Origin of the sequence: Streptomyces albipurpureus (genome assembly GCF_023701525.1) — a bacterium.
GTDB lineage: Bacteria > Actinomycetota > Actinomycetes > Streptomycetales > Streptomycetaceae > Streptomyces > Streptomyces albipurpureus.
Genome location: NZ_JAMQAW010000083.1, coordinates 1 through 21,014 on the forward strand (window position 1 = coordinate 1; position 21,014 = coordinate 21,014).

Here is a 21,014-nt window from a genome sequence, read left to right on the forward strand (position 1 = left end):
ACCTATGACAATGATGTCGTACATGGCCCTCTCCTACCGTCAGGTCTCCGCCCGCAGGGATTCGACATACATCGAAATCGAAGCCACCGTCGGATTGAGGAACAACCGATCCATCGGGACCTCAACACCCAGTTCCTCGAAGAAAGCCCCCTGAATTCTCGCCATGATCACAGACTGGCCACCCAGAGCGAAGAAGTCGTCATCGAAAGAAATCCCATCGCGCTGGAGTTCCCGGCACCAAATGGCCCGCACCCCCTCAGCAATCATCGCAGCCCTCCCGTTCACCAACAACGGCCGGTCAACCACGCCAACACACCGACGCCCGAATTCCGCGACCAGCGCCGCACGGTCCACTTTCCCGTGCGGACTCAACGGAATCCGCGGGACACTGAGAAACCGGACCGGCACCATGTTCCAGTGACATAACCGCGGTCACCCGTGCGACAGCGCCGACTCCGCCCACCATGTTGTAGACCGACCGACCGACCGACCGGCCGTCCGGTGCGATGCCCGCCGGGCCAGTAACCGGCGAGGTCGCAACGCCGACGCGACATCCGCGCACTCGGCAACGCTGTCCTGGTGCGGCAGAGTGGGTGGCGCCGGAGAGCAACGGCATCATCAGTGCGCGTTGGGAGAGATCGAGCCCGAAGGCGCTGACGACCAGGTTCCTCGACCCACGGTGCAGGCCGTACTCGAGCACCAGCCAGTTCAACAGGTTGAACCAGCCCTGGTGCCGCACCCCCGTCAGCTTCGGCACACCGGTCGATCCGGACGTGAAGACCGCGTAGCACAGATCGTCCCCGGTGACCTCGACATCGGGATCAGCCATCGGGAGACCCTCCAGCTCACGCGGTAACCGCTCAAGCGCAATGACCTCGACGGTCGCCGACCCGACCAGCCCGGCCGTCGCGGGGGACGCCACGATCAGGGCCAGATCGGGGACCTGACCCAGCAGCAGCCGGAGCCTCGCCGCCGGATACGACGGGTCCAACGGCACATAGGCCGCACCCGCCTTCAGCGTGCCGAGGATGACGACGACCATATCGATCGAGTAGTCGAGGCAGACACCGACCTTCGCGCCCCGGCCGTGTCCGCGCGCGGCGAGGAAGTGCGCGAACCGGTTGGCCCTCGCGTCCAACTCCGCGTACGACACCCGCTCCCCGGCGCAGAAGACGGCGACAGCATCCGGAGTGACCCGGGCGTGCGCCTCAAACCGCCCGTGCACAACGGGCACCAAAGGCAGGGCGACCCGCCTTCCCTGGAGGATCATCAACCAACTCCGACGATTCCTATCCCGGTGGGCGACGAGCGGGTCACCTCGGCGCGATGGGCGAGAACGTACGCGTTCGGCGTGTTCAGTCCACCGCCATGGCCTCCCGCAGGCTCTTCGGCCGCATGTCGGTCCAGTTCTGCTCGACGTATTCCAGGCACTCGGCCCTGGCCGCCTCGCCAAAAGCCACCCGCCAGCCCGCGGGCACCTCGGCGAACACCGGCCACAGAGAGTGCTGGTCCTCGTCGTTGACCACGACGTAGAAACGGCCGTCCTCATCGTCAAAGGGATTCGTGCTCACTGCCACCGTCCTAAAAGGGGTCACGGGGTGAATCGGAATGAAGAATGGAGTGATCTCGCGAGAGGAAGACGCCAGAGCCGGGCAGATTCACCATCCACATTGTCTTGTCGGCGGGACACCCGACATCCGCGCCTATCCTGGAACGTCGACATCATTGGTGGGGACGCTAGGACTTGACCGGCATTGCCGCAAGAGCGGCGGAATCGCTGAACTCCGGGTCTTTTTCCGGACCTGTATCTCACCGGGGGTGTGTGCCACGATGGCTGCGAAGCCATCCCTGAACCTGGATTTGGGCTGATAGTTGTTCCCGCTCGGTTGACGATGACCGGCGGCCCGTACTCCGGCTTCCTTTCCTGCCGCTGGCCCCGGCAGGACGCGTTCGGGATTCTGTAGACGGCCGTTGGCACGGCGGTGAGCGGCCTGGTTCCGGTCCGCGAGATCCAGCTCGACGGGTTCACCACCCTGGATGCCCGGCGCTGGGAGATCGCAGTGGCGCGGCTCAGTCATGGACAGCCCCGGCACGTTGGGTGTCATATCGTCCGGGGCCGGAGCGAGCGTCTCCGCCATTGGGGAGGACGCCGATACGGGTTCCTGCAACGGATGCCTCCGCAGCCGCCACGACACGCGGCAGAGGCGCTGCCAGGCTCCTCAGGAGCTTCCGTGACCGCTTCGGCTACCTCTTTGCCGTGACGCTTGGCAGGACCGGTGGCAGTGGGAACCCGTACGGCCCCCGCTACGGCGGGAGATGATCAAGTTGCCCACGGGCTCCCCGGTCTCCGTGGCCGGCCTGCCGCTCCCGCGTACGCGACTCCTGCCCGGCCTGGAACCCCCACCGACTGCGCGGAAGCGGCAGCAGACGCTGTCGTGCTGGGCGTTGGGTATGTGGCCTTCACACGTGGGATCGACCGGCGTGTGGGATCGACCGGCGTGTGGCGAAGCTGCTGGCCCACCCTGAGGACTGGCTGGCAGTCGGCCGACGGGTCGAAGAGCGAGAACCGGCCTTGACCGTGTGGCGGCCGGAGCGGCGGAAGACCTCCCCCGACCCGGGCGGCAAGGCCGCCGACCCTGAGGGAGGTCAGGAACGTGATCCTCTACGTCAACCGCACCGGGATCGCCTGGCGCTACCTGCCGCACGGCTTCCCAGCCCGCACCACCGTCTTCCCCCACTTCACCGACTGGGGCGCAGACGGCACCATCGAGTAGCTCGGAGTGTGCGCCTGCACCGATCCGCAGACTGCCCATCAGCGGCATCTGCGAGCCGCGACCACACCCAGAGCGCCCGCATTGCGCGAGTGATCGGTTCTTCCACGGGCTCCCATGGGCACCCGCCTCCCGCCCCAGGCCGCACCGGCCCGAGGCCGGACTCTCGGCGCGGAGACCCCACTGCCGCGTTCGGCCGCTACTGTGCCCGGGCGTGTTGGTCGAGGCGGCTCAGGAGTTCGCGCAGTTGGTGTAGTTCGCGGGGGGAGAGGTCTCCGTACACGGGATTGGCCTCGGCCGTGCGCTCCAGCAGATCTCGGCGCAGTCTCTCCCCCTCAGGGGTGAGGACGATGGCCCGGGCCCGCCCGTCGGTGAGCCCTGCCGCGCTGCCCGCCCGACGCTCGACCAGGCCGCGGCCGGCCAGCCGGTTGATCAGATGGGTGGTATTGGAGCGGTCGGCCCAGAGTAGTTCGGCGACCTTGCCGATCAGCAGCGCCTCGCCCGGCTGGAGGGTGATGAGGGCTTTGGCCTCGGACCGGGAGAGCCCGAACTCGGCGATACGCGCGAAGTAGTGCGCCGTGAGCCGCTCCGTGAGCCGATAGGCCAAGGGCACGAGGTCGTCCTGAGGTGATGCGTCGTCCATGCCCTCACGGTAGTCAGATAATGGTTGTTTGACAACTATATTCAGAGCGTGTGATGGTTGAAATACAACTACTTCTTGGGGGTCGTGGATGAAGGATGACCGCACTGGACCAGACCTCACGGGGCGCAAGGTCCTTGTCACCGGGGCGACCAGCGGAATCGGCCGGGCGACCGCGGAGGCGCTGGCCGGCCGTGGCGCCACCGTCATCCTGGTCGCCCGCGACCATGACCGCGGGGAGGCCGTGCGCCGGGAGATCGCCGGGGCCACGGGTAACCCCGCGGTGGAGGTCCGCCTGGCCGACCTGTCCTCGCAGCACTCCGTACACCGGCTCGCCCGAGCCGTCATCGCCGACCACGACAGGCTGCACGTCCTCGTCAACAACGCGGGGGTCAGCAACCCCCGCCGTCGCGAGACCGCCGATGGACTGGAGGAAACCCTCGCGATCAACCACCTCGCCCCCTTTCTGCTCACCCACCTGCTCCTGCCGACCCTGCGCGCCTCGGGCCCAGCCCGTGTGATCACGGTCAGCTCGGCCGCCCAGGCCATGGGCCGTATCGATCTCGACGACCTGCAGAGCACCCGTGGATACGCACAACAGCGCGCCTACAACCAGTCCAAGCTCGCCAATGTCCTGTTCACCTATGAACTGGCCCGTCGCCTGGAGGCGGATGGTGTCGGCGGTCCGGGTGGAGTGAGCGCCGTCGCCGTCGAACCGGGCTTTGTGCGCACCTCCATGCGCCCGCCCTTCCCCTACAGCATGTTCGCGGCTCTGCGCACCAGTGCCGACAACGGTGCACGGGCTTCGGTCGCCCTGGCCGGAGCCGACCGTCTCGACACCGACAACGGCGTCTTCTTCGGCCGCAAGGGGAACCCGGTCCGTACCGCGCGGATCTCCTACGACACGGCTCTCGCGGGCCGCCTCTGGAACGCCAGCGCCGAACTGACCGCACGCGCACCGTCCCTCCCCGGCCACCCCGAAACCCCCTGACCCCTCATCCATCAGAGCTGACCGACCGCCCATGTACGGCGCGGCTGGGGGCCCGAGCCGACTATCGGTGCCACTACGCCGACTCCGGTCGAACGAGCGGATCCAGGAGCCACAATCAGTCGCAGTGCACACACCGACCGGAGTTCATGACGAAGAGGGCGCGGGACTCGTTCTCGGTCAAGCCAGTGACATCGGTGCGGAGGCCGGGCAGGAGCGCGGCGCCTCCGTGGCGCCCCCGCTCGGCGCAGACGGGGACTCCGGGAGCGGACAGCGACTCGATGTCGCGGTGGATGGTGCGTACGGAAAACATCGAGGCGCCGGGCGAGTTCGGCGGATGGACGAGACCTTGTGTTTGGAGCAGTCTGAAGATCGAGAGGAACCGGTCGAACTTCATGAGGAACAGGCTCTTCAGGAAGATATGGCAGCTGTTGTCATTTCTCCCTGGAGAGTGCGGATGCCAGATAACACCGACACACCACACCAGGAGATCGACGTATGAACGACCCACGCCCCCTTTACGACCAGGCCGCCGCCCAGTTCAGCACGCTGCTGAAGGTCGTGACACCGGCCAGGCTCAGCGATCCGACGCCGTGTGCGAAGTTCGACGTACGAGGACTGCTCGCCCACAGCGTGAACGGTCTGAACATGTGGGCGATGATCGGCGACGGGGAGGACTGGACGAAGGCACCTCCGCGGGAAGGCACGATCGCGGACCACGCCTGGGCCGCGGCGTACGACGACGCGCACCACCGCTTCACCAGGGCGTGGTCGGACGACGCGAAGCTGGGCCGGATGTTCTCGGCCCCCTGGGCCGAGCAACTGCCGGGAGGGGCCATGGTCGCTTTCGTCCTGTTGGAGAACGTGGTCCACGCCTGGGACCTGTCCCAGGCCCTGGGATGGTCACCGCCACTGGAGTCAGCTCTGGCGGAGGCGGTTCTGCCGATGGCCCGTGAGCAGATCCCGGCGTTCCCGCGCGGGGGAGAGATGCCCTTCGGCGAGGTACGCGAAGCGCCCACCGGGGCCGACGTATACGGGCAGTTGGCCGCATGGCTCGGCCGCGAAGTACCGCACTCGCCGAGTCACTGACAGCACCAGGTGCGGGTTCGGGGAAGCTCTCACCGAAACGTACGGGGTTCGCGTGTTACTGACCACCGGACATATACGAACTGGTCGGTAACTCGTGGTGTCAGCTACCGGGATGTTGCGGTGACAGGAAGCCGGATGAGTCAGTGTCATCTTCGCCGCACGTCCTCTGCTTGGCCTTCCGGGACAGGTGTCGCAGCAGTTGGTCTCCGACCATCTTCGGGGCCCACACTCGCTCGCACCCGACCAGGTGAAAGCCCCGCTCGGTCGGAGTGGAAGATCTTCTCGGATGAGCTCGGCGACCAGTTCATCCCGGCTGGCGAAGTACCGGTCGAGCGGGGGACGCCCATGCCCGTCTGCTAGGCGATCGCGTTGGGGGAGAGCGCGGACGCCCCCGCAGTGGCGAACTGCTCTCTGCTCGGGCCGGTCGAATCCCTTTGAGGTGGTTCCCCTCGGTCTTGCGGAACCCGGCGATGAAGCCGAACTCGTCCCGCACCGCTGAGAATCACCTGGTCATCCCCCATCCAGGGGTGCGCCGCCACGGAGACCTTGGCGGAGGCCGGGACCGGGTGCTCGACGCGGGGGAGAGGCCGGGTCAGGACACGGTGGCCGCGAGCCTACGTCTGCTGCTCCACCGCGAGGTGGTTGGCCCCTGGGCGGCGGGCCCCTCGGTGACTCTGGAGCGGTGGGTGCTCCTTCCGCAGGGCGGGAGCGTGTGGTGCGGGGGCGGGGACCGCACGGGGCTTCCCTTTCGTTTGGCTGGTTCCTGTGGCTTACCCCCGGTGGCTGAGGCCGGGCCATTGACCCGGTGTTCGGGTTCTCCTACCGTGCCCGACACCCTCATGCTCATGCCACATCGCTCCGACGGTCGACAGCCGACTGTTTCGTTCTCTCTCACATCATGAGGAGATCCGATGACCGCTCCCCACCGTCCGCGCGCCCGGTTACGGGCACTGATTGCCGCCGCCTGCACCGCCGTACTCGGCGCGACCCTACTCACCGGCACACCCACCGCATTCGCGAGCGAGAACGCCGTGGTGGTGAAAGCCCCCGCGGCGGCCACGGCTCCGATCCCCCCGCCCCGAAGCAGAGTGGTCGGCACCTACACGGGCTGGAGCGTCTACGGTCGCAACGTCCACATCAAGGACATCCAATCGTCAGGGACGGCCGCCAGACTGACCCACATCAGATACGCCCACGGCTACGTCCGGGGCGACGCCTGCGCATTTGGTGACTCGTACGCGGACTACGACAGAACGTACAGTGCCGCCCAGAGCGTCGACGGAGTCGCCGACAGCTGGGAGCAACCGGTGCGCGGCAACTTCAACCAGTTGCGCAAGCTCAAGAAACTCAACCCGGGGCTGAAGGTGCTCTGGTCGTTCGGCGGCCCGCTCTGGTCGGGCAATTTCGGGGAGGCGTCGGCCAACGCCGCGGTGTTCGCCCGGTCCTGTCGCGCGCTGATCGAGGATCCGCGCTGGGCCGATGTCTTCGACGGCATCGACATCGACTGGCAGTACCCCAACAGCTGCGGCCTCACCTGCGACACCAGCGGCCGGGAATCGTTCGAGAAGCTGATGTCCGCGATACGAGCCGAGTTCGACAACGACTTGGTGAGCGCGACGATCACCGCCGACGCCGTTCCGGGCGGTGGGATCGACGCGGCCGACTACACGGGCGCCGCCAGGTACGTCGACTGGTTCAACGTGATGACCTACGGACTGCACGGACCGCGGTTCACCCCGGGCCGGACCGCCCCGCACGCCCCCCTCCACGCCTATCCGGGCATCCCGAATCGCTACGCCACGGCCCACGCGGCGATCCGCAAGCTCAAGAACCTCGGCATCACCCCGGACAAGCTACTGCTCGGCATCTCCTTCGAGGGCCACGGCTGGAGCGGCGTCACCCAGGGCACGCCGGGAGCAACAGCCGGTGGCCCGGCGCAGGGTACCTACGAGATGGGCGTCGACCACTACCGCGTACTGAAGGCACGATGCCCGGCAACCGGCCGGATCGGTGGAACCGCGTACGCGCACTGCGGCACCGAGTGGTGGAGCTACGACACCCCGGACACCGTGGCCGGAAAGGTCGCCTACGGGAAGCGGCAGGGCCTGGGAGGCACCTTCCTCTGGGACCTGGGCGGCGACACCCCGGACGGTGAACTGGTCAAGGCCATCCGCTGACCGGCGAACCCGGCGAACCCGGCGAACCCGGCTAGTCAAGCGGCACGCTCGTGGTCGACGGGCAGGGCGGGAAGCCTGCCGCCCGCCCTGCCTGCCACCCCACCGTCACCTTCTGGGCGTCGTCCCCCTGATGAACCTCCCTGACCGCGTTCTGACCGCCTGAAGGATCTCCGTTCGGCTGCTGGCACTGCTGCCACCGACTTCGTTCAGCGGCTGCGCGCGGGGTGGCAACGCAGTCGGACGGATACGGCGCCCTTCCTGCCCCTCGGTCCCCAACCCGCTGAACCGCGCTCGGCGAGCAGCGACGCGGGCGGCTGAGACGAGAGCCGCCCGTGTCGCCTGGGAACGCTGGGTGTGCTGGGTATCGGTCGATTCCCTCCTGGCCCCTTGAGTTCCGTACAGCCTGCGTGCCAATCTACATACATACAGTCTGTATGCAATCTCGCGAGGGGCGCCCGACATGCCACAACTCACGCTCGACCAGGGAACCGTCCACTACCGGGACACCGGTGAAGGCGAACCGGTGCTACTTCTGCACGGCTATCTCATGGGCGGCAGGCTCTGGGAACCGGTCGTCGACCGGCTCGCCCCGGACTTCCGGTGCATCACCCCCGACCTTCCCCTCGGCGCCCACCGCACCCCGATGAACCCCGGCGCGGACCTCAGCCTTCCGGGGATCGCCCGACTGGTCGCCGACATGGTCGCCGCGCTCGATCTGCCCCGGGTGACCCTGGTCGGCAACGATCTCGGCACCGCCATCGCCCAGATCGTCGCCGCCCGCCATCCAGCGCGCATCGGCCGCCTCGTCCTCACCAGCGGCGAGTGCTTCGACAACTGCCCCTCACCCTGGTTCAGATCACTCCCCCTCACCGCGCGGGTGCCCGGTCTGCTCACCCTGGTGTTCCAGGCCCTGCGGCTGCGTGCCGTCCGCCGGACGCCCTTCGCGTACGGTCTGCTGACCAAGGGCGCAGTGCCCCACGACCTGATCGACGACTGGATGGGGGCCTACTTCGCCGACCCCGGCGTCCGGCGCGACTGCGTCGAGTTCACCCGGGGGTTCGGGCCGGCCGCCCTGCTCGACGCCGCCGAGCGGCTCGCCTCCTTCGACCGGCCCACCCTGCTCGCCTTCGCCCGCGAGGACAGGCAGTTCCCGTACGCCCACGGCGAGCGGCTGGCCGCGATCGTGCCCGGCGCCCGGCTGGCGACCATTCCCGACAGCCGGACCTGGGTGATGCTGGACCAGCCCGATCTGACGGCCCGGCTCATCGGGGATTTCATCCGCAGCACCCCCGCGGGCGCGGCACCGGCGGACGTCACCCCCGCCTGACCCCGGCCCAGGACCCGGTGCCCGCGGCGAGCCGGGCCGATCGCGACGGGCGGTGCCGGGCCGCGCGAGCCCGGACAGTTCCCTGCCTCCACCGGCATCGCCGCAGCCCTCATCGGCCACCGCCGACCGATTCAGCGCGACAAGGCAGGCAGTCGCCGGGCGTAGTCGGTGCGCGTCACATCGCGAGACTGCCCATTCACTGCGCATCTCGCGTGCCCCTTGCGCCCTCAGATGCGGAACCCAGAAGGGCGACTTGGTCGCGATAGCTCTCTGCCTGTGCGCGCCACACGGTCGGGTAGATCCCTCCTTTCTCGACGAGGGTCTCGTGGGTGCCTTCCTCGATGAGCTGTCCGCGGTCGAGGACGATGATCCGGTGCCGGTGAGGGCGGGCGTTTCGCCGCCGGGGGAGTGGAAGGCGACGCCTCGGCGTGTCGCGAGAGGACCGCAACGCTCCCCGGAGGCATCAGCCGTACCGCCAGCTATGACAGAACCGGCCTGACAACAAGCATCGCGTACACCCGAGGTGTCGCCGCTGTCGGCGATCTTGCCTACGCCCGTGATGTGCGTGGTCTCCAAACCGGCCTGACAGGCAGCCTTGCTGACGTCACCCTGCCGGCGGCGGAAACCGGCGTCGTATCCGGCAAGGACAACCGGATCACCACCGTCAACGGCCGTTCCTTCACCTACGATGCCGAAGGCCGGCTGAAGTCCGATGGCAGGCGCACATACGAGTGGAACGCCCGCAATGAACGAGCGGGCCTCACCAAGGTCGGCGGACCCGCTGGCACATTCACCTACGACCCGCTCGGCACCCGCACCGGAACAACGCTCGGTGGTACCACCCGAAAGTTCCTCACCGACGGTTCCAACCCACTGGTCGAACAGTCCGGTACGGGCGGGACTGCCGCAACGGTCGTCATGTCGGGCCTGGACGAGTTCCTCACCCGCACGGAGAAGGATCTACCTCACCGATGACCTCGGGACGGTACTCGGACTCGCCGACCCTGACGGAACCATCGCCACCCGCTACACCTGCGACCCCTACGGGCAGCCAACCGTATCCGGTGCGGCATCCACCAACGCCTACACCTTCACCGGCCGTGAAAACGACGACACCGGTCTCCTCCACTACCGCAGCCGGTACTACGACCCAGAGACCGGCCGCTTCATTTCCGAGGACCCCATAGGCCACGCCGGAGGCATCAACCTCTACCAGTACGCCCTCAGTTCTCCCACCACCTATACCGATCCCTCCGGCAACAGCCCCATGCTCATCGGCTGTGTGGTCGGAGGCGTGATCGACGGTGTGCTGGATTGGGGAAATCCAGCGTCTCGCCGGGCGTAAAGTGAATTGGGGACAGGTCGGCCGTGCCGCGGCGATGGGATGCGCCCTCGGGATGGTCGGCTCTGGGCTCGGTGCCAAACTTGGTGACACATCCGGGCTGGCGCACCAGAGTACCGGTAACCAATGGGTGAGCGACCTCAGCCATGTAACAGGAAAGACTGCAAGAGCAAGGAATCGCGCGATCGACGCGATGATTCGAGAGGATTTCCCGAACCTGAAATTCACCCATAGACCTCAGTACAGTCCGTGGGCGAATTCTGGAATGGCGATGAAGAATTCCGGAACTCAGGTGGGCTGGAAGAGGTTTTCGAGCCGGAAGTACCTTCGTCAAACACTGGTCCACGAAGAACTCCATCATCGCTGGTACTCTCGTGGAATTCCAGCTGGATCGCACCATCCGCGTGATGGGTCCGGTAGTTCGTCCAAGTTCTAGGAGATCGTCAGGAGATACACTGCAATGCGGGGTTGGAATTGATGGAACAGGCTGTACGGCTCACCGCCCCATGCGCGAACTGTGATCAACAGTGCGAGGGGTGGGTCGTGCAATTGATCCAAGAGGACCAGTTGCGCTGGGAGATCGAATGGGCTTGTGATGAGTGCGGCAACTCGCACGACGGTGACTGGGGGAGAGCACCCGAAAACCTGCGTCGGACCCTGCTGGCCGAACACGGAAAGCACTGTCTCCAGTTGGCGGAGTCCGAAAGCCACGGAGGCCGGATCCTGAAGGCATTTCGAGACGCCTTCAAGATGTCGATCCAGGAAGCTCGGGCAGCGTCCAATGATATGGCAGGGGAAGGATACTGCGGGACCTCCGTAGAGATTCTCTTCCTCCAGCAACTGCTGGAAAAAGCAGGGGTGCGGACTCTCCGGAGGGGCGGAGAGTGATGGTGCCAGCGGTGCGATCCCGTAGCCGAACAGGAACGCGTCATCGGGCGCCGCCGTGACGGTCGATGGCTCGACGGAGCGCCTCCGGACGAGGAGCCGAACTTCGCGGCCGACCCCGCAGGTCGGCTCACGCCGTTGGATTCGCATGTGAGGCTGGCCTCCCCCGATCGCCGCAACCAGCCTCCGATGCTTCGCCGCAGCTATAGCTACGACGAGAACGGGGACACCGGGATGATCTTCTCCTGCTTTCAGCGGAACATCGCCCACGGCTTCGAGGCCGTACAGAAGCGGCTCGCGGGTGAGGCATTGGCCAACTACACACTCACCACCGGCGGCGGCTACTTCTTCGTACCACCAGCCGGTGACGCTTGGCTGGATGCACTGATATCCGCATGATGACCGTTTCGGCAGCAGCGGGTGTCTCCGACCGTGGCAGGCCGAGTGAAGTCCAACTCAGGGTAGCCGTTGAGCGCCTTGTCGACGGTGGCGGTGACAGCGGGGGTGTCGTCGAAGCCCTTGTTCTGTCAACGGGCGTTGAACCCGAGATGCGTGATGCTGACAGCCACGCTCGCCACCTTCACGTCCACCACGACGTCGCCCCTCGTCCATCGCGTCGTTGTGCCGTCAGGCGCGCCCAGCGTGTGCAGAAAGGCCACCGACACCCGCTCACGGTCCCTTGCCTCGGGGTAGAAGACCACCAGGTACAGCTGGCCGTGATCGTTGAAGGCGTACTGCGTGGGCATCGCGATCCCGCAGAACGACTCCGGTCCCTGGCCGGTAACCCACCACTCGCCGTTCTCCTGCTGGGCAGCGGGAAACCGCGCCTGGAACTGCGAAACCGTCGCCCCCCACGTCAGCCCGTTCCAGCCGCTTTCGATCGCGCTCGGATTCGAGACCGTCGGCGGTACGGCGACTGTTCCCCTGCGAAGGGTGGGGATGAACCGTGAAAGGCCACGGCGCTGCCTCCCCGCCCTGGGCGTCTCGACGCCACCGATCTCACCTTCAGCGACGTCGACGTCGCTCAGCCCATCGCCATCGCCATCGAGCTCGACGTCGCTGATCATGGTGGTGACGGGTTGCGGCAGCCAGTCCTCGCTCGCGTCCGCGCCGGCGAAGGTCTCCAGTATTTCGGTCGTCGTCGGCCGAGCGGCCGGGTCTTTGGCCAGGCAGGCTGTCACCAGTCCGCGTAACCCGTCGTCGACGAGCAACAGATCGGGAGTCTCCTGAACAACCCGGTACAGCACAGCGGCGGGATGTCCATCGCCGAACGGAGCAGAACCTGTTGAGGCGAAGGCGAGTACGGATCCCAGGGAGAACACATCGCTGGCGGGGCTGATCTCGGTGTCGCCGCGGGCCTGTTCGGGGGACATGTACGCCGGAGTTCCGCACATGACACCGGTGGCTGTCTGCGAGGTGACCTCCAGAGCGCGGGCGATACCGAAATCGATGACCCGTGGCCCATCGACGGCCAGGATGACATTGCCCGGCTTCAGATCGCGATGCACCAGGACGCAGTTGTGGATGGCGACCAACGCCTCGGCCAGCCCCGCCGCCAGCACCCGCAGTGCCCTGGTCGGCAGCGCGCCGTGCTCGGCGACCGCCGCATGCAACGAGGGCCCCGGCACATAGGCGCTGACCAGCCATGGGCGGTCCGCGTACGGGTCGGCGTCGACGACCTGAGCGGTGAAGAAGCCGCCCACCCGCCTGGCGGCCTCCACCTCCCGGGCGAAGCTCCGTCGGAACCCCGCGTCTGTTCCGTACTCCGGGCGGATCAGCTTCACGGCTACGGGCCGACCACCCGCGGAGTATCCGAGGAAGACCTGCCCCATGCCACCGGCACCCAGTCGGCCCACCAGCCGGTAGCCGCCTACCCGATCCGGATCGCTCGGCTGTAGAGCTTCCATCGGTACTCCCCGCCTTCGGCCAACATCCCCTGGCATGAATCCTTTCAGACGAGAATGATCCATGGGCGGAGTCCATGACCGCGTCAATGACCACTCGAAAATCTCCCCGTATCCCCCCGGACACGTCATGACGCGCTGTGGCACGCACCGCGGCGGAGGAACTTCGTCCCGGTTCGCAGTCATCGGGCACCGCGCACTCGCCGCGCACCGGGTGTCGACCGCGCGCGGGGAGTCGCGGACCCGTGATGTTCACCTCCGGCTCCACCGGGCGTCCCAACGGAGCCGCCGTCACCCAGGGCAACCTGGCCGGGCTCGCCGCCGACCGGTGGTGGTCCGAGGAAGGCGCGGACCGGGTGCTGCTGTGCTCACCGCACGCCTTCGACGCGTTCAACCCGGAGATGTGGCGGAAGGGCCGAAGACGGAGAGGCCGTGGCCCCGACCGGGACCACGACCCTTCGCTCGGTGCCGCTGTCCCTCCGGGTCAGGAGAGGGCGAGCTCCGTCACTCCGCCCAGTTCATGGATCCAGCCGGCGCTCAGCCCGCCCTCCTTCACATAGGCGTCGCTGCTAGGGAGGGGGCGGGAACGAAGCGGACCTGCTGCGTCTTCGGAGCAGTGGAACGGACCGGTGCCACCGGTGTTGCCGTTCTCGTGGTGCAGCTCGTGCGGTGCGCGCGGGGTCGCCGCCGGAATTCTCGGGCTCATGCCCCGGGCTTCCGGCACCGGGTAAGTCTCGCCCGGCGGGCACGTTCACCACCGCCGAATTCCCGCCATTCTCCGATCAAGTACCTCCCAGGCCGCGGCGGCGGACGCGCCCCGGCCGTTCTCGGCGAACGCGGCCCCGCCACAGCCACCCCCGAACTGCGGTTTCTTGGTCTCGGAACAGTGGTGTGAGAGACAGCCGGGTGCTGGTGTGTTGTGTTTGGGCGGTGGTGCTTTCGGGGTGTGGGGTCACTGTTGTGGACGCGAGAGATCTATGGGGGATCACTGGCGTGGGGAAAACTCGTATGTGGGGTCTCATGGCCCGGGCGAACGGAGCGCGCTTTCGTCCGTGTCAGGGAGATCCGGCCCGGGCCGTGGAGCCCGCCCGGGCCCTCGTGGTGTGCGTCCATGGCGACCCGGAGGCCGGTTCACGCATTCGGCTCGGCGGCTCCTGGGGCGGCGGCCTTCTCCAGCGGCCGGTCCGCCGCGGTGGGGGCGTCGTCGGGCAGATGGGGTCGGCCGGTCGGGCGGGGACCGAACAGGCCGACGGCGAGGGCCACGACCGCGAGCCCGGCGGCGCCCCACAGAAGTGAGGTGATGCCGGCCGATTCCACGACGGTGCCGCCGAGGAAGGCTCCCAGGGCGATGGCGGCGGTGAAAACACCCACGTAGAGGCCGGTCACATGCTCCACGCGATGCGGTGCGGCCTGGGTCATCCAGATCTGGCCGGCCACCGACAGTCCGCCGTACGCCAGGCCCCAGAGGGCGACACTGACGCCGGTGAGGCCGGGGACGGTGCTGAAGAGCGCGAGCAGGGCGACCGACGCGGCGATGCCCACCGTCAGGCCCAGCACCGTGACCCGGGCGCGCCGGGCCGCGAGCGCGCCGGCGGCGAAGTTGCCGGCCAGTCCGAAGAGACCGTAGACCAGCAGGACCAGGGCGACGGACCCCGGCGACAGATCGGTGCGCTCCTCAAGGACCGGCCGTACGTAGGTGTAGGCGGCGAAGTGGGCGGTGACGAGGAACAGGATCAGGGCCAGCCCGACGGTCACCGAGGGGATGCGCCACAGCGGCTCGCGACCGGCCCGGTCGTCCGGGCCGGCCGGTGCGGACGGGCGGGGCAGCCGGGGCAGCGCCACCAGCAGGCCGGCGGCGAGGATCACCGCGCCGACGGACAGACTGGCGAACGCGGCCCGCCAGCCGAAGGAGTTGCTGATCAATGTGGACAGGGGCACACCGACGACCGAGGCGGCGGCGACCCCGCTGACGGCGGCGGACACCGCCAGCGCCGCGTTGCGGGGTGCCACGAGCCGGGTCGCGACCGCCGCCGCCAGACCCCACACCGCTCCCATCCCGATTCCCAGGACGATGCGGGAGACCACCAGCAGGCCGAAGCCGGGTGCCACGGCGCTCAGCGCGTTGCCTGCCGCCAGCACCACCATCGCCACCGCCAGTACCACCCGCCGGTCGAGCGCGCCCAACAGACGCGGGACCGCCGGGGCGGTGACGGCGGTGACCAGGCCGGTGATGGTCAGGCTGAACCCGGCTGTCCCCGAGCTGATGTCCAGGCCGTCGGCCATCGGGGTCAGCACCCCGACCGGCAGCATCTCGGACGTCACCACCACGAAGGTGCTCAAGGACAACACCACGACCGCCACCCATTGCCATGGTGTGGTGTGATCCGAGTCAGGGCCGGTGTTGTGAACCGGTGCATGCGAAGCCATGACACCAACCAAGCAGCGCGCCGCGGCCGGAACAACAGCGATCTCCTCACGGTTCGATCAGCTAGAGTAATCGATGAGATATGCCGGAAGGGGCTTGATGAACCAGGTTCACGTTCAGGAGATCGAGTGCCTGCTCGTCCTGGCCGAAGAGCTGCACTTCGGTCGGACCGCCGCCCGGCTGGGCTGTTCCCAGAGCCGGGTCAGCCAGCTCGTCGCCGGTCTCGAACGTCGGGTCGGTGTCCGGCTGGTGGACCGCACCAGCCGGAGTGTGGGACTGAGCCGGTTCGGCGCCCAGTTCGTCACCGAGGTGCGCCCGGCCTATGAGGCGCTCGCCACGGTGCTCACCCGGGCCCGAGAGCGCGCCGGCAGCGGCGCTCTGTGCCAGTTGCGCGTCGGCTTCCACGGCAGTGTCTACGAAGAGGTCACCGAGGCGTTCCGACAACTGCGCGCCCACCACGATGTGATGATGGTGCTCAGCGAGATTCCCCTGGGTTCGCCCTTCTCGGCGGTGCTCGCCGGCCAGCTCGACGCCGCCGTGGTCGAGCTGCCGGTCCGCGAACCCGCGTTGACCACCGGATTCCGCTTCCCTCCGCAGGACCGGCTACTCGCCGTCGCGACCTCCCACCCGCTGGCCCGCGCCGGGCGGGCGCACATCGAAGAGCTGGCCGCGCTGGACCTCGTCCATCCGATCGGCGACGCCCCCGACTACTGGATGGTCGCCAGGGTGCCCCGTTCCACGCCCGCGGGTGTGCCCATCCGCTCCTCCGTGGGGATCGCCACCGTCCAGGAGGGCCTCGCGCTCGTTGCCTCCGGTGAGCACGGCATGCTGGTCTGCCGTCCGTTGGCCGAGCGGGCCACCCGCAGCGATGTGCGCTATCTGCCGGTCGATGGCCTGGACGAGCCGTCGCAGATGGGGCTGATCTGGCGCACCGACCGCACCAGTCGGCAATTGACCGCACTCGCCCGACTGCTGGACGAGGAGTTCAGCCGGGTGAAGATCCCCGAGGGGCTTCCGGTGTGACGCGTGTGGTGTCACGGCGCGCACCCGGGTGTTCTCGGCAGCGCACGGCCGGACGTCCGGAGCCGTGCGGGAATCCGGCCGGTGCTTCCGGTGCCGCCCTCGGATGTGAACAGGGCTCCAGACAGGTCCTGTTGGGGTCGGGATGCGTCGGCCTTGTGTTGTGCTGGCAGGCCAATGGCCCCACGTGCCAGGGTGGTTGGGCCCCCGGCGCGGTGACGCTGTTGCTCCTTTAGCGTGCCGTGCCCGGCCTGGTGCAACCCAACTGACGTGCGGGGAAGGCCCCTTGGGCGCGCCCGTCAGGCCGCCGCGTGAACCCTCACTGTCTCGCATCGTGGGACGTGGACGGGAATTCCTTGCATCCGCCCACGGCCTGTTGCGATCATCGTTTCATGACCACTCCGACCTGCACCCCTGACACGCCGCCCGGCGTGCGCCGGGCTGCGGTCATCCGCGTCTGTTGTTGGGTCTGAACCCCTTTCCCACGGTTCGACCTCTGCCGTCCGCCGCGTCACCGCGCTGCCAACGGCACCGACGCCCCCGGAGTGACCATGGTGAACGGCACCGTTCCAGCTCGCACCAACCTCTGTCCCGCCACGCGGGCATCCGCTGAGCCGGGCCTTGTGCTCCTCTTCCATCGCCTCCGCCCCCGTGCCGCGTTCGGCTGCCTCGCACCCGGCCAGTCGTCCGTAGCGGAGACCCACGCGGTGCGCCGGCCCGCCGGAGCGTACCGGCGTACGGCGACGCCTCTCATGCCCTCGCGTGGACTCTCGCGCAGCCGTGTGCTTTCCCAGCCCTGCCTTTCGGGACACGAAGGCCGGATGTTTCCGTTCGGTGAGGGACTCTGTCGCCGCTGAGGCAGCGCGCGTGACGGTGTGACCGGATTCCCCATGACCGGGCTCTCCGAGTCGACGTCACGACCACCCCAGCACGAGTTCAATTCAGCGACACCGGAAACAAGGGGACTTTGTCATGTGCGGAATAGCCGGATGGGTTGATCTGTCTGGGCTTGGTCCTGACGCGCAGGCCATCGCGGAGCGAATGAACGACGAGCATGTCCGCCGAGGCCCGGACGGGTCCGGGATCTGGCTCTCCCGTTATGCGGTGCTCGCCCACCGAAGGCTCTCCGTGATCGATATCGAGAACGGCGAACAGCCGATGCTCTTCCCCGCCGCACCGGGCTCCGAGACCCGTTGGGCGCTGACCTACAACGGTGAGTTGTACAACTATCGGGAACTCCGCAGTGAACTCTCCTCCCGTGGTCACCGGTTCCGGACATCGAGCGACACAGAGGTCGTCCTCGCCGCCTGGGTGGAATGGGGTACCCGTGCCGTCGAGCGTTTCAACGGGATATTCGCCCTGTCGGTCTGGGACGATCGAGAGGAAACACTGTGGCTCGTACGCGATCACCTCGGGGTCAAGCCGCTGCACTACTTCCATGACGGCGAGCGGCTGATCTTCGGGTCCGAGGCGAAATCGATCCTCGCGCACCCGGACGTGGTCACGGCGATCGACGAGGACGGCCTGCGGCAACTGGTGCTGCCGTTGCTGAAGTTCCCCGGGACCAACCCGTACCGCGGGATCTCGGAGGTGCTGCCGGGCCAGGTGCTGGAGTTCTCCCGGCGGGGCGTCCGCACCATCCGGTACTGGGACGTCAAGGATCTCGTCGGCCGTCCGTCCGAGGCGAAGGACCTCGGCGAGGCCGTCGGGCAGTTGCGCGCACTGCTGGACGACACGGTCACCCGGCAGACCATCGCCGATGTCCCCCTGTGCACCTTCCTCTCCGGGGGACTGGACTCCTCGGCCGTCACCGCCCTCGCCAACGGTCTGCCGGGGCGCGGCGGGGTGGGTTCGTTCTCCGTGGACTTCGCGGACGCCTCCGACACGGCCGACTCCCGGTCCGCCCTCGACCGCAGGTTCGCGCGGGAGGCGGCGGACCACATCGGTTCGCGGCACTCCAACATCGTGCTGGACAGCGCGCTGCTCGCCCGCGAGGACGTGCGCGACGCCACCGTGCGCGCCCGGGACCTGCCCAACGGTTTCGGTGATCTCGACACCAGCCTGCTCCTGCTCTGCCGTGAGGTCCGCAAGCACGCCACCGTCGCACTGTCCGGAGAGGCGGCCGACGAACTCCTCGGCGGCTACCTGTGGTTCCATGAGCCGCGTGCGGTCTGGGCCGACACCTTTCCCTGGATCGCGGACAGCCCCGCCCACGGTCATCTCCATCAGCGGGTCCTGGGCACGATCGACCCCGGTCTCGCCCGGACGCTGCGACTTGAGGAGTACCTCCGCGACGAGTACGCCACCGCACTCGGCGGGCTCACCTTCGACCCGGCGCTGAGCCGGGAGGAGCGGCGCCACCGGGAGATCATCCACCTCGCGGTCTCCTACTTCCTGCCGATGCTGCTGGACCGGAACGACCGGCTGAGCATGGCCAATGGTCTGGAAGTACGGGTCCCGTTCACCGATCACCGGATCGTCGAGCATCTGGTGACGATGAGTCAGCAGGTCCACAACGCGGGCGGCCGGGAGAAGGGTGTGCTGCGGGACGCGGTCAGCGATCTGCTCCCGGTGGGAGTGCTGGAGCGGAAGAAGTCGCCCTACCCGACCACACCGGACCCGGAGTACGCGCGCACGCTGGAACGCCAGCTCGCGAGCGTCCTGGACGACCCGCCGGACGGGCTCGCGGACATCTTCGCCCCGCAGGTGCTGGCGCCCGGCGGACTCGCCGACTCGGCCAGGTCACACGGGCTCGTCAGCAATTTCGAGGGTGAGGTCGTGCTGAACTTCGCCTCCTGGCTGCGGCAGTACTCCCCGAAGCTGGCGATCTAGCAGCCGCACACCTACCCCGGCCGTTTCGGCGGGCGCCGACCCCCGGCCCCGCCCGGCTCGCCCATGTCCACCGCCCCAACCGGCTTCGCCCTGAAGGCCCCCGACCGGTATCCCGGCCGGGGCGCCCGGAGCCCGCGGGGTCTGCGCCCTCCGCGCCCCGCCCCACGCCCCGCGGACACGGGAGCACCCCGTACCCACCCCTGTCCGTCCCGCCATGAAACGACCCCTTGGGAGTGTGACTTGTCCACCTCTGATGTCCAGCAGCAGACCCGTGACCACCTGTGGCTGCACTTCACCAACCACGCGAAGCTGAGCGCCGGCGGCGAGGTCCCCGTCATCACCCGCGCGGAGGGCGCCTACCTCTGGGACGACAGGGGACGCCGGATCCTGGACGGCCTGTCCGGACTGTTCGCCGTGAACGTCGGCCACGGCCGACCCGAACTGGCGGAAGCGGCCGCCCGACAGATTCGTGAACTCGACTACTTCCCCATCTGGAACGCGGTCCACCCCCGTGCCGCGGAACTCGCCGAGGCCCTCGCCGAACGTGCCCCCGGCGATCTGAACCGGGTCTTCCTCACCAACAGCGGCAGTGAAAGCGTCGAGACGGCCTGGAAGCTGGTCAAGCAGTACTTCAAGGCCATCGGCCAGCCCGGCCGCCACAAGGTGATCAGTCGTAACATCGCCTACCACGGAACGACGCACGGCGCCCTCTCCATCACCGCGCTGCCGGGTCTGCGCGCCCCCTTCGAGCCGCTCGTCCCCAGTGGCCACAAGGTCCCGACCACCGACATCTACCGGGGCCCGGAGCATCTGCGCGACGACGAAGAGGCGTTCGGCCACTGGGCGGCGGACCGGATCGCCGAGGCGATCGAGTTCGAGGGCCCGGAGACCGTGGCCGCGATATTCCTCGAACCGGTGCAGAACTCGGGAGCGGCGATCCCGCCACCCCCGGGATACTTCGAGCGGGTCCGGGAGATCGCCGACAGATACGGGGTCGTCCTCGTCGCCGACGAGGTCATCACCGCCTTCGGACGCGTCGGCGACTTCTTCGCCATCAACCGCTACGGGATCACCCCCGACATCATCACCGGCGCCAAGGGCATCACCTCCGGATACATCCCGGCCGGCGCGACGATCGTCAGCGACCGCCTGTTCGAGCCGTTCACGAAGAAGGAGAACACCTTCGTCCACGGCCTCACCTTCGGCGGCCACCCGGTCGCGGCGGCGGTCGGCCTGGAGAACATCGCGATCTTCGAACGCGAGAAGCTCAACGAGAACGTCCGCGCCAACGAGGACCTGTTCCGCTCGACCCTGGACAAGCTCCGCGATCTGCCGATCGTCGGCGACGTCCGCGGCGCCGGGTACTTCTGGGGCGTCGTCCTCGTCAAGGACCAGCACACCAGGGAACCCTTCACCGCCAAGGAGCGCCGCCGACTCCTGGACGAACTCCTGGGTCCGGCGCTGAGCGAAGCCGGACTGCACGCCCGCCTGGACGAGCGGGGGGACCCGGCGATCCTCCTGGCCCCGCCGGCCATCGTCGGCGCCCCGGAGTTCGCCTTCATCGAGCAGGTGCTGCGCACGGCCCTCACCGACGCGTGGGCGAGGTTCTGACAG

Annotated in this window: 19 protein-coding genes and 2 pseudogenes; 13 read left to right on the plus strand and 8 right to left on the minus strand. The window is 68.0% G+C overall.

Going from position 1 to position 21,014, the window contains the following annotated elements; genetic code table 11:
* Nucleotides 1–39: 39 nt before the first annotated feature.
* From NBG84_RS36180 to NBG84_RS36190, 3 genes are all read right to left on the minus strand, one after another.
* Nucleotides 40–267 (minus strand): phosphopantetheine-binding protein, encoded by a 228-nt coding sequence (locus NBG84_RS36180; RefSeq protein ID WP_250923947.1) that lies wholly within the window; start codon nucleotides 265–267, stop codon nucleotides 40–42.
* Between the two features lie 31 nt (nucleotides 268–298).
* Entirely contained in the window at nucleotides 299–1,270 is a 972-nt protein-coding gene (locus NBG84_RS36185; protein ID WP_250923948.1) for an AMP-binding protein, read from the minus strand.
* Nucleotides 1,271–1,355: 85 nt separating this feature from the next.
* Complete coding sequence (locus tag NBG84_RS36190; protein WP_250923949.1) at nucleotides 1,356–1,571, minus strand: MbtH family protein; 216 nt, start codon at nucleotides 1,569–1,571, stop codon at nucleotides 1,356–1,358.
* A gap of 992 nt (nucleotides 1,572–2,563) precedes the next feature.
* On the opposite strand from NBG84_RS36190, the pseudogene NBG84_RS41255 reads away from it, so the two are divergent.
* Nucleotides 2,564–2,771, plus strand: a pseudogene (locus NBG84_RS41255) (transposase); the annotation flags it as partial.
* A 199-nt stretch (nucleotides 2,772–2,970) separates the two neighbouring features.
* Here NBG84_RS41255 and NBG84_RS36200 read toward each other — a convergent pair.
* On the minus strand, nucleotides 2,971–3,414 hold the full coding sequence (locus NBG84_RS36200) for a MarR family winged helix-turn-helix transcriptional regulator (protein WP_250923950.1): 444 nt from the start codon (nucleotides 3,412–3,414) through the stop codon (nucleotides 2,971–2,973).
* A gap of 88 nt (nucleotides 3,415–3,502) precedes the next feature.
* Between NBG84_RS36200 and NBG84_RS36205 the strand changes: the two genes are divergently transcribed.
* A complete protein-coding gene (locus NBG84_RS36205) occupies nucleotides 3,503–4,402 on the plus strand; it encodes an SDR family NAD(P)-dependent oxidoreductase (RefSeq protein WP_250923951.1) in 900 nt (299 codons plus the stop codon).
* Between the two features lie 115 nt (nucleotides 4,403–4,517).
* On the opposite strand, the gene NBG84_RS36210 is transcribed toward NBG84_RS36205, so the two are convergent.
* On the minus strand, nucleotides 4,518–4,796 hold the full coding sequence (locus NBG84_RS36210) for a helix-turn-helix transcriptional regulator (protein WP_425608765.1): 279 nt from the start codon (nucleotides 4,794–4,796) through the stop codon (nucleotides 4,518–4,520).
* A 101-nt stretch (nucleotides 4,797–4,897) separates the two neighbouring features.
* Between NBG84_RS36210 and NBG84_RS36215 the strand changes: the two genes are divergently transcribed.
* From NBG84_RS36215 to NBG84_RS36245, 7 genes and pseudogenes are all read left to right on the plus strand, one after another.
* A complete protein-coding gene (locus NBG84_RS36215; RefSeq protein WP_250923952.1) occupies nucleotides 4,898–5,488 on the plus strand; it encodes a TIGR03086 family metal-binding protein in 591 nt (196 codons plus the stop codon).
* A gap of 911 nt (nucleotides 5,489–6,399) precedes the next feature.
* Nucleotides 6,400–7,665 (plus strand): glycoside hydrolase family 18 protein, encoded by a 1,266-nt coding sequence (locus NBG84_RS36220; RefSeq protein ID WP_250923953.1) that lies wholly within the window; start codon nucleotides 6,400–6,402, stop codon nucleotides 7,663–7,665.
* A gap of 460 nt (nucleotides 7,666–8,125) precedes the next feature.
* A complete protein-coding gene (locus tag NBG84_RS36225) occupies nucleotides 8,126–8,992 on the plus strand; it encodes an alpha/beta fold hydrolase (protein ID WP_250923954.1) in 867 nt (288 codons plus the stop codon).
* 561 nt (nucleotides 8,993–9,553) lie between these two features.
* Entirely contained in the window at nucleotides 9,554–9,967 is a 414-nt protein-coding gene (locus NBG84_RS41260; protein ID WP_250923955.1) for a hypothetical protein, read from the plus strand.
* A 40-nt stretch (nucleotides 9,968–10,007) separates the two neighbouring features.
* Nucleotides 10,008–10,337 (plus strand): RHS repeat-associated core domain-containing protein, encoded by a 330-nt coding sequence (locus NBG84_RS41265; protein WP_250924034.1) that lies wholly within the window; start codon nucleotides 10,008–10,010, stop codon nucleotides 10,335–10,337.
* Nucleotides 10,338–10,389: 52 nt separating this feature from the next.
* Entirely contained in the window at nucleotides 10,390–10,770 is a 381-nt protein-coding gene (locus NBG84_RS40885) for a hypothetical protein (RefSeq protein ID WP_285368701.1), read from the plus strand.
* 482 nt (nucleotides 10,771–11,252) lie between these two features.
* A pseudogene (locus tag NBG84_RS36245) lies at nucleotides 11,253–11,618 on the plus strand (Dyp-type peroxidase); the annotation flags it as partial.
* A 128-nt stretch (nucleotides 11,619–11,746) separates the two neighbouring features.
* Here the strand turns inward: NBG84_RS36245 and NBG84_RS36250 are convergent.
* The gene (locus tag NBG84_RS36250; protein ID WP_250923956.1) at nucleotides 11,747–13,126 is read right to left on the minus strand and encodes a serine/threonine-protein kinase; all 1,380 of its coding nucleotides are present in this window, start codon (nucleotides 13,124–13,126) and stop codon (nucleotides 11,747–11,749) included.
* Between the two features lie 245 nt (nucleotides 13,127–13,371).
* On the opposite strand from NBG84_RS36250, the gene NBG84_RS41400 reads away from it, so the two are divergent.
* Nucleotides 13,372–13,683: an AMP-binding protein gene (locus tag NBG84_RS41400; RefSeq protein ID WP_345780623.1), complete on the plus strand. Its 312-nt coding sequence runs from the start codon at nucleotides 13,372–13,374 to the stop codon at nucleotides 13,681–13,683.
* Here the strand turns inward: NBG84_RS41400 and NBG84_RS36255 are convergent.
* Both NBG84_RS36255 and NBG84_RS36260 read right to left on the minus strand, forming a co-directional pair.
* A complete protein-coding gene (locus NBG84_RS36255; RefSeq protein WP_250923957.1) occupies nucleotides 13,608–13,829 on the minus strand; it encodes a hypothetical protein in 222 nt (73 codons plus the stop codon). The two genes, NBG84_RS41400 and NBG84_RS36255, sit on opposite strands and share 76 nt — an antisense overlap.
* Before the next feature lie 425 nt (nucleotides 13,830–14,254).
* A complete protein-coding gene (locus NBG84_RS36260) occupies nucleotides 14,255–15,472 on the minus strand; it encodes an MFS transporter (protein WP_250924037.1) in 1,218 nt (405 codons plus the stop codon).
* Nucleotides 15,473–15,647: 175 nt separating this feature from the next.
* Here NBG84_RS36260 and NBG84_RS36265 point away from each other — a divergent pair, with 175 nt between their 5' ends.
* The 3 genes from NBG84_RS36265 (at nucleotide 15,648) to NBG84_RS36275 (ending at nucleotide 21,011) form a co-directional block, all read left to right on the plus strand.
* Nucleotides 15,648–16,571, plus strand: a complete 924-nt coding sequence (locus NBG84_RS36265; RefSeq protein WP_250923958.1) for a LysR family transcriptional regulator — start codon at nucleotides 15,648–15,650, stop codon at nucleotides 16,569–16,571.
* A gap of 969 nt (nucleotides 16,572–17,540) precedes the next feature.
* Nucleotides 17,541–19,400, plus strand: coding sequence for an asparagine synthase (glutamine-hydrolyzing) (gene asnB / locus NBG84_RS36270; RefSeq protein ID WP_250923959.1), 1,860 nt, complete (start codon nucleotides 17,541–17,543; stop codon nucleotides 19,398–19,400).
* 240 nt (nucleotides 19,401–19,640) lie between these two features.
* Nucleotides 19,641–21,011 (plus strand): aspartate aminotransferase family protein, encoded by a 1,371-nt coding sequence (locus tag NBG84_RS36275; protein ID WP_250923960.1) that lies wholly within the window; start codon nucleotides 19,641–19,643, stop codon nucleotides 21,009–21,011.
* Nucleotides 21,012–21,014 lie beyond the last annotated feature (3 nt).

Coding starts and splice junctions, on each gene's coding strand:
- NBG84_RS36180 (WP_250923947.1), bottom strand. CDS start 267: ATGATTGCTGAGGGGGTGCGGGCCATTTGGTGCCGGGAACTCCAGCGC.
- NBG84_RS36185 (WP_250923948.1), bottom strand. CDS start 1,270: ATGATCCTCCAGGGAAGGCGGGTCGCCCTGCCTTTGGTGCCCGTTGTG.
- NBG84_RS36200 (WP_250923950.1), bottom strand. CDS start 3,414: ATGGACGACGCATCACCTCAGGACGACCTCGTGCCCTTGGCCTATCGG.
- NBG84_RS36205 (WP_250923951.1), top strand. CDS start 3,503: ATGAAGGATGACCGCACTGGACCAGACCTCACGGGGCGCAAGGTCCTT.
- NBG84_RS36210 (WP_425608765.1), bottom strand. CDS start 4,796: ATGAAGTTCGACCGGTTCCTCTCGATCTTCAGACTGCTCCAAACACAA.
- NBG84_RS36215 (WP_250923952.1), top strand. CDS start 4,898: ATGAACGACCCACGCCCCCTTTACGACCAGGCCGCCGCCCAGTTCAGC.
- NBG84_RS36220 (WP_250923953.1), top strand. CDS start 6,400: ATGACCGCTCCCCACCGTCCGCGCGCCCGGTTACGGGCACTGATTGCC.
- NBG84_RS36225 (WP_250923954.1), top strand. CDS start 8,126: ATGCCACAACTCACGCTCGACCAGGGAACCGTCCACTACCGGGACACC.
- NBG84_RS40885 (WP_285368701.1), top strand. CDS start 10,390: ATGGTCGGCTCTGGGCTCGGTGCCAAACTTGGTGACACATCCGGGCTG.
- NBG84_RS36250 (WP_250923956.1), bottom strand. CDS start 13,126: ATGGAAGCTCTACAGCCGAGCGATCCGGATCGGGTAGGCGGCTACCGG.
- NBG84_RS41400 (WP_345780623.1), top strand. CDS start 13,372: ATGTTCACCTCCGGCTCCACCGGGCGTCCCAACGGAGCCGCCGTCACC.
- NBG84_RS36255 (WP_250923957.1), bottom strand. CDS start 13,829: ATGAGCCCGAGAATTCCGGCGGCGACCCCGCGCGCACCGCACGAGCTG.
- NBG84_RS36265 (WP_250923958.1), top strand. CDS start 15,648: ATGAACCAGGTTCACGTTCAGGAGATCGAGTGCCTGCTCGTCCTGGCC.
- asnB (WP_250923959.1), top strand. CDS start 17,541: ATGTGCGGAATAGCCGGATGGGTTGATCTGTCTGGGCTTGGTCCTGAC.